Source organism: Longispora urticae (assembly GCF_053902585.1).
In genome coordinates, this window is the sequence record NZ_JAQZSH010000028.1 from 283896 (window position 1) to 291070 (window position 7175).

At 72.1% G+C, this 7175-nt stretch carries 6 protein-coding genes; 2 read left to right on the forward strand and 4 right to left on the reverse strand.

The annotated features are described in order from the left end of the window. Positions 1-830: 830 nt before the first annotated feature. The 4 genes from PT931_RS19220 to PT931_RS19235 form a co-directional block, all read right to left on the reverse strand. Positions 831-3032 carry an MMPL family transporter gene (locus tag PT931_RS19220; RefSeq protein ID WP_456247108.1) on the reverse strand — a complete coding sequence of 734 codons (2202 nt, stop codon included), beginning with the start codon at positions 3030-3032 and terminating at the stop codon, positions 831-833. A 98-nt stretch (positions 3033-3130) separates the two neighbouring features. Beyond that, on the reverse strand, positions 3131-3727 hold the full coding sequence (locus PT931_RS19225) for a TetR/AcrR family transcriptional regulator (protein WP_456247109.1): 597 nt from the start codon (positions 3725-3727) through the stop codon (positions 3131-3133). A gap of 148 nt (positions 3728-3875) precedes the next feature. Continuing rightward, a complete protein-coding gene (locus PT931_RS19230) occupies positions 3876-5453 on the reverse strand; it encodes a protein kinase domain-containing protein (protein WP_456247110.1) in 1578 nt (525 codons plus the stop codon). Next, positions 5450-6157, reverse strand: coding sequence for a hypothetical protein (locus PT931_RS19235; RefSeq protein WP_456247111.1), 708 nt, complete (start codon positions 6155-6157; stop codon positions 5450-5452). The genes PT931_RS19230 and PT931_RS19235 overlap by 4 nt, the downstream gene beginning before the upstream one ends. 173 nt (positions 6158-6330) lie before the next feature. On the opposite strand from PT931_RS19235, the gene PT931_RS19240 reads away from it, so the two are divergent. Beyond that, positions 6331-6681 carry a hypothetical protein gene (locus PT931_RS19240; protein ID WP_456247112.1) on the forward strand — a complete coding sequence of 117 codons (351 nt, stop codon included), beginning with the start codon at positions 6331-6333 and terminating at the stop codon, positions 6679-6681. A gap of 8 nt (positions 6682-6689) precedes the next feature. Beyond that, positions 6690-7133 (forward strand): hypothetical protein, encoded by a 444-nt coding sequence (locus PT931_RS19245; protein ID WP_456247113.1) that lies wholly within the window; start codon positions 6690-6692, stop codon positions 7131-7133. Positions 7134-7175 lie beyond the last annotated feature (42 nt).

Sequence of the window (7175 nt, forward strand, 5' to 3'; positions counted from 1 at the left end):
CTTTCGAACTGCGTCGCCCAGGTGTTCGCTCACCGATCCGCACCTCCGCGGCAAGCGTACACAATGGGGCGCGTGTGGGAACTTGTGGTAGAGAATGCGTGCTACATCCCTGGGCGTGGCGTCGCGGTGATCGGGAGCTTGACCGGCACGGTGAGCGGAGGCGATCGTGCCGAACTCCATGTCGACGGTCGCGTCATCCCCCTACCGGCGGTGCGGCCCGAGATCGCCTCGGGCAAGAACGGGAGTCGTCCCGCTCTCCTGATTCCCGGGCTCGCTCGGGACCAGACACCTGCGGCGGGAGCCGTCGTGCGCAGCCGGCCGCAGACTCGTCGTGCGCACGCGGAGACACTGTCTAGCCGCCTTGAGCCGGACAGAGAATCACGTTGATCTCCGACGAGCACGCGACCAGCTGGCCCGCCCTCGCCGTTTCCACCACCCCCGCGTCAGCGTGAATGGCCCTGAACACCCCGTGCTCACCGTCACCGTCGACGCCTGCTCTCCGCACCAGCGCGGATGTCGACAGCCTCAACGCCCCCGATGCCAGCTGACGCCACCATGCGACCGGCAGTCGGGCCATCAAGCCATCCGAGGCGACACGCGATCCACCGAGCCTCAACCAGGGTTCGCACACACCGTCAGATCCTCCACTGGCCCGTGCGATCCTCCCAGACCTGGCTGCGGAGCGCTCCTCTCCTCACCGAGGAGGACCTCGCGCCGGCGACTTCAGTACCTCGAAAGAACCGACCTGGGCCCCACCCTCCGTACGGAGGAAGGAGCCCAGGTACCAGGTACCCCCAGAGGAACCAGACCTTCTGATCCGTGGGTCAGATTCAGACGCTCACCGGTTCACGTGCCGCATCCGCCTCAGCCGCCAACCGCTGCTGCAACCGCTCCCCCTCCACATCCACATTCGGCAACACCCGATCCAGCCACCGCGGCAACCACCAGGCGGACCGCCCCAGCAGTGCCAGCACCGCCGGCACGATCGCCATCCGCACGACGAACGCGTCGAACAGCACGGCCGCCGCGAGCCCGAAGCCGATCATCTTCACCATCGACTCGCTGGACCCGATGAATCCGGAGAACACCGCGATCATGATCACGGCGGCGGCCGCGACGACCCGGGCGCCGTGTCGGAAGCCGGTCACGATGGCCTGTTGCGGGGTCTCGCCGTGGATGTAGGCCTCGCGCATCCGGGTGACGAGGAAGACCTCGTAGTCCATGGCCAGGCCGAACACCACTCCGATCATGAAGATCGGCATCATGCTCATGATCGGGCCGGTCTGTTCGACGCCGATGATGTCGGCGAGCCAGCCCCACTGGAAGACCGCGACGACCGCGCCGAGGGCGGCGACGACGGAGAGCAGGAAACCCAGAGCGGCCTTGAGGGGTACGAGGATGGAGCGGAACACCAGCATCAGCAGCAGGAACGCGAGCCCGACGACGAGCGCGAGGTACGGGAGCAGCGCGTCGTTCATCTTCTGCGAGAAGTCCACGTTCATCGCGGTGGAGCCGGTGACGAGCACGCTGGCCCCGGTGGCGCCCTTGAGCTCGGGCGCGAGGTCGCGGATGGCGTGCACGAGGTTCTCGGTCTCCACCGACGAGGGCTTCGACGACGGGATGACCGTGATCATCGCGGTGTCGTTGTCCTTGTTGAAGGTGGCCGGGGCGACGGTCTTCACGTCCGGCAGCGCTTCGATGCGCTGGGACACCTTGTCGACGGCGCTCTTGGGGTCCGTACTGCCGGCGGCGTCCACAACGAGGAGCAGCGGGCCGTTGAAGCCGGGTCCGAAGCCGTCGGAGAGCAGGTCGTACGCCTTGCGCTGGGTGGTCGACGTCGGCTGGGAACCGTCGTCGGGCAGGCCCATCTGCAGGGATGCGGCCGGGATGGCGAGCGCGCCGAGTCCGAAGACGGCGACGAGCAGGACCAGGAGCGGGCGGCGGACCACGAACCGGGCCCAGCGACTGCCGCCGTTCTCCTTCTCCTCCGCGCCCTCGGCGACGGCGGCCCGGGCCTTGCGGCCCATGACCTTGCGGCCGGCGAAGCCGAGGAGGGCCGGGATCAGGGTGAGGGCGATCAGGACGGCGATGACGACGGTACCGGCGGCGGCCGCGCCCATCTTGGTGAGCATCGGGATGTTGACGACGGCCAGGCCGACGAGGGCGATGACCACGGTCAGGCCGGCGAAGACCACGGCGGAACCCGCGGTGCCGAGGGCCCGGCCGGCGGCGTCCTCGGGTTCGCGGCCCTGGGCGAGTTCGGTGCGGTACCGGGAGACGATGAACAGGGCGTAGTCGATGCCGACCGCGAGGCCGATCATCATCGCCAGGGTGGAGGTGGTGGTGCCGAGGTCCAGGACGTTGGCCAGGGCGGTGATCGAGGAGATGCCGACGGCGACGCCCATGATGGCGGTCAGCAGCGGCAGTCCGGCGGCGACCAGCGAGCCGAAGGTGATCATCAGGACGAGCGCGGCGATGGCGACGCCGATGAGTTCGCCGACGCCCTGTTCGGGCATCGCCTGGAGCGCGTTGCCGCCGATCTCCACGGTGAAGCCGGCGTCCTGCGCGGCCTTGCCGACGGTGGTGAGGGCCTCGCGGGACTCGTCGGTCAGTTCCATCCCGCTGACCTTGTAGGTGACCGACACGTACGCGGTCGACTCGTCGTCCCTGCTCACCGCGTGCGCGGCGTACGGGTCGACGACGGAGGAGATCTGGTCGGAGCCCGCCTTCAGGTCCGCGACGATCTTGTCGACCTGGGCGCGGGCGGCCGGTTCGGTGACCTTCTGGCCGGCCGGCGCCTTGAGGACGACCCGGGCGGTGGCCCCGTCCGCGTTGCCGCCGGGGAAGCGCTGGTCGAGCAGGTCGAAGGCCTTCTGGGCCTCGGTGCCGGGGATGGAGAAGGAGCTCGACGCGGCGGGGGCGGCGGTCGCCGCGCCGAATCCGGCGAGCGCGACGAGCGCCACCCAGATCAGGGCGACGAGGCCGCGCCGCCGGAAGGCGAACCGCCCGAGTCGGTACAGGAAAGTGGCCACTGAAGGTACTTCCGATCAGGTCGAAGGGCGGAAACGGGCGTGCGGCACCTGCCCGACGACATGCGTCTACCGGGTGGATCGGGCTGGTGGGTTTTAGGTCAGAGTCCGAGCGAGGGCAGAACCACCGCGTCGAGGTACGTACCGAGGAAGTCGGGGGTCATCGGGCGGTTCTCGATGATCTCCCAGGACAGGACCGCCCCGAACAGGGCGTGGGCGACGAAGGGCAGTGCCGGGATGTCCGCGCGGATCTCGCCCCGGCCGACCGCCCGGTGCAGGAGCACCTCGACGCCCGCTACGGCCGGTTCGACGAGAAGTTCGCGGAGGGCCTCACAGAGGTCCGGATTCGTGTGTACGGCGTGCGCCATGGCCCTGCGCAGCGCGTTCTCCCGCTCCATCCGGCGGGGGGACACGGCGTCGACGAGCGCGTGCAGGTCGCCCCGCAGCGTGCCGGTGTCGATGGCGGCGACGTCCCCGCCCGGTTTGTCGTGTCGGAGCGCGTGGACGACCAGTTCGGGTTTGCCCTTCCACTGGCGGTAGAGGGTGGCCTTGCTGGAGTGGGTGCGCGCCGCGACCGCGTCCATGGTCAGGGCGTCGTAGCCGACCTCGCAGAGCAGGTCGAGCACCGCCTCGTACAGCTCGGCCTCGCGCTCCGGGGTCAGTCGCCCGCGTCGCGCCGTGCCCGCGTCCACCGGCATGTCGACCTCCCCGAAGAAAACGAAACTGTTCCGTACTGCACGTAGCCTAGCCCGGCCCCCATCGAAACGAAACAGTTTCGTTCATGGCTTACGTCACAGCGCGTAGCCGTCCGCGTCCACGGGGCCCCGCACCCGGCGCGGTGCCCGCTCAGCGGACCGCGTACCGGTCGTAGGCCGCCAGGACCCGGTCGACGAACGCGCGGGCCTTCTCCGGCACCCCGCCGGCCGCGAGCACGGAGCCGCTGCCGTACTCGTACGCCGCCGCGAGCAGGGGGCGGTGGTCGCCGGGAAGGTGGGCGAAGCGGGCGTCGATGCCGCACAGGTACAGGCCCAGGACCGCGATCGCGTCGCCCGGGTCGAAGATGCTCGGCTGGGGTCCGCGCACGCCGACGGCCCACGAGTTGAAGACGCCCGGCGTCCACATCGCCAGCCCGCCGTCGCCGTTGGGCCGGCGCGCGTCCGGGTCGAAGCCGCTCTCCACGAACAGGATCGCGGCCACCAGCGCGGGGGTGACCAGGCCCGGGTGCTGGCAGCGGTGCGCCGCCTCGGTGATCATCGCCCGGTAGGCGGCGGGGACGTCCGCGTCGGGCCGCAGGTCGCCGACCGCCAGGTGGCGGGGCGGTGCGGGCGCACCGGTCGGGCCGGTGAGCAGGGCGCACACGGCCAGCAGGGCCACCACCGGCCGGACGAGCCGCCGAACTCCCGGGCGTCGGGTCGCGGGGTTCCGGGTCCGGGCCGCGGACCAGGACCGGCCGGGCCGCCACGACCCGCCGCGCGGAGCCCCCGACACGCCGCGCCGCCGCCGGAACCAGCCCCCGGTCCCCGCGCCGCCGTCCAGCTCCCGGATCCGGCGCAGCAGCTCGGACGCCGGAAAGGCGGACCGGCGCGCGTGGTCCGGGCTCAGGCAGTCGGCGACCAGCGCCCGCCACGGCGCCGGGATCCCCGGCCACAGCCGCAGCCCGTCGACGCCGGCCGCGTACCCCAGGGCCGCGCCCGCCCGGGCCCGCCCCGTCTGCCCCGGGAACGGGAACAGCCCGCCCGCCAGCACCTGGTGCGCCAGGATCCCGAAGGCCCAGATGTCGCGGGTGGTGCGGGTCGGGACGCCGCGCGCGCCGAGGAGCGCGGTGGACCACTCGGGCGGCAGGTAGTCGGGGGTGCCGCCGTGCGGGCCGTAGGCGTGCGTACCCTCCAGCTCGGCCGTCAGCCCGAAGTCGGACAGCCGCACCCCGCCGTCGGCGTCCAGCAGCACATTGGACGGTTTGAGGTCGCCGTGCACGAGGCCGTGGCCGTGCATGTGGGCCAGCCCCTCGCAGATCTCGGCCAGCAACCGGCCGGCGTCCGGGAGGGGTGCGCCCGGCTCGGCGGCGGCGAGGAGTTCCGCGAGGCTGGTGCGGGCGCGGTCCATGACGAGCACCGGGGCGCCGTCGAGGGGGCCGCCGGGGTCGCGGGCGGTGGCCAGGGCCCGGGTCCGGATCAGCCGGGGGTGCCGCAGCCGGGTCGCGTAGCGGCGTTCCCGGGCGACGACCTCGGCCAGTTGCGCGTGCTGGGCGGGGCTCAGCGCCCCGGCGGGCAGGAACTTCAGAGCGACCCCGTCGGCGGGTACGGCCGGGTCGACCGGTTCGGCGGCGTACACGCTGCCCCAGGCTCCGGTGCCCAGCGGGGCGGTCACCCGGTGGCCGTCGACCTCGAACCCGACGGGTACCGGCACGGCCCAGCCGGCGGTCACGGTGCTCCCGGGGGCAGCAGCGCCAGGTGCTCCTCGCGGACGAGGCCGAACCGCAGGGTCAGCGCGACGAGGGCCTCCCGTCCGGTGTCGCCCCGGTCGCGCAGCCGCAGTTTGTGGTCGGCCAGGTAGCCGATGTGGAACGCGACGGCACTGGCGCCGAGGCCCAGGCGGTGGGCGATCTGTTCGGAGCCGGGGATCCGGGTCGCCGACGGGTCCCGCAGCCGGGGTTCGCACAGGGCCGTGAGGACCTGGAAGTAGCGGGCCGTCTCGTCGAGGGCGAACGCGCTCACCGTCGGCTCGCCGGCCACCCCGGGCGGCGGCAGGTCGGCGAACGCGTGGCCGGGGGCGAACACTTTCAGGTCGGCGCGGCCGTCGACACCGGGCAGGACGAGCCGGCTGAGTTCGAACGGGACGGGGACGCCGAGCCGGCGGGGCGGCACCCGCACGTACTCGCCGGCGCCTTCGAGGTTCTCGACCACGTAGCCGGTGTCGGCGCTGAGGTTGCTGACCCGCCAGTAGTCCTCGCAGGCCACGACCTCGCCGCCGAGCCGGGACACCGCCGGGTTGGCCAGCACGATGTCCGGGGTCCGTCCGGGGGCGCCGCGGCCGAAGGTGAGCCGCTGTCCGGGGGCGATCCGGTGCGGCGGGCCGCCCTCGCCGGGCTGGACGATCACCGTGTGGGGCGCAGCGCGGTCGTCCGACATCCAGGCCCCCCACCTGTGTCGCAGGGCGTTCTCGCCACCGATCCTAGGCCGGTACCGGTGGACCTGTCCATAAGTGTGGCGTTGTCAACCTGCGACGTCACAGGTACCCGTTTCGTCGGCCACGGTAGACAGTGGACCGGACAGTTTCCGCACTCATTTCGGGGAGTAGTGACGTGAACGTGCAACGAATTCGCAAGACCGTGGTGATCGCGGCGGCCGTGTCCGCCCTCGCACTCGCCGGGGCCGCTCCGGCCGCCGCCGCGTCCACCGGGCGGTCGTCCGCGCCCGCCGGCGCCGAGTCCGTGACCGCCGTGTGCACCTACCGGATCACCGGCGACGGCGTCCGGTTCTGGACCCAGCCGGGCTCCGGGACTGTTCTCGGCCTGTTCTACGTCGGCGACACCGTGACCGGGGACCCCAACAACGTCTCCGGGGGCTACCGGTACGTCTACAGCGGCAAGCACGGCAAGTCCGGCTGGGTGTCCACCGGGTACACCTCCCGCGTCGGCCTGTGCGCGGAATAGGGGATCCGATGACGATCCTCCGTTCCCGGCGGACCGCCGCCTCGGTGGCCGCCGCGCTCGCCGGCGCGGGCCTCGCGCTCGCGCCGACCGCCGCCCAGGCGGCACCGTCCTCCGGTCTGGCGATCAACGCGATCGGCTACTGCCGGGACATCGACCCGGGCTTCCCGGCCAGTGACGGCCAGTCGCTGTGCGCCAAGGTGACCGGGATCAACGCGGGCTCCTACCTGGGCGTCCGCACCACCCCGCACTACGGTTCCCCGGTGCTCTACCGGCTGTACAACGGGAACACGGTCGAGGTGGACTGCTGGACCACCGGCGACGGCGCGGCCGACAAGTCCAGCTACAAGTACTGGATGGGGCTGTACCGGGCGAGCGGGCCCGCGTACGTCAACGACTGGTACCTGACGACCGGCGGCCCCGGTACCTGGCAGCCGAGGCTCACGCACTGCTGACCGACGGTGGTGGGCGGGGTACTCCCCCCGCCCCCCCCCCCA

Coding starts and splice junctions, on each gene's coding strand:
- PT931_RS19225 (WP_456247109.1), bottom strand. CDS start 3,727: ATGCCGGTGGACGCGGGCACGGCGCGACGCGGGCGACTGACCCCGGAG.
- PT931_RS19235 (WP_456247111.1), bottom strand. CDS start 6,157: ATGTCGGACGACCGCGCTGCGCCCCACACGGTGATCGTCCAGCCCGGC.
- PT931_RS19245 (WP_456247113.1), top strand. CDS start 6,690: ATGACGATCCTCCGTTCCCGGCGGACCGCCGCCTCGGTGGCCGCCGCG.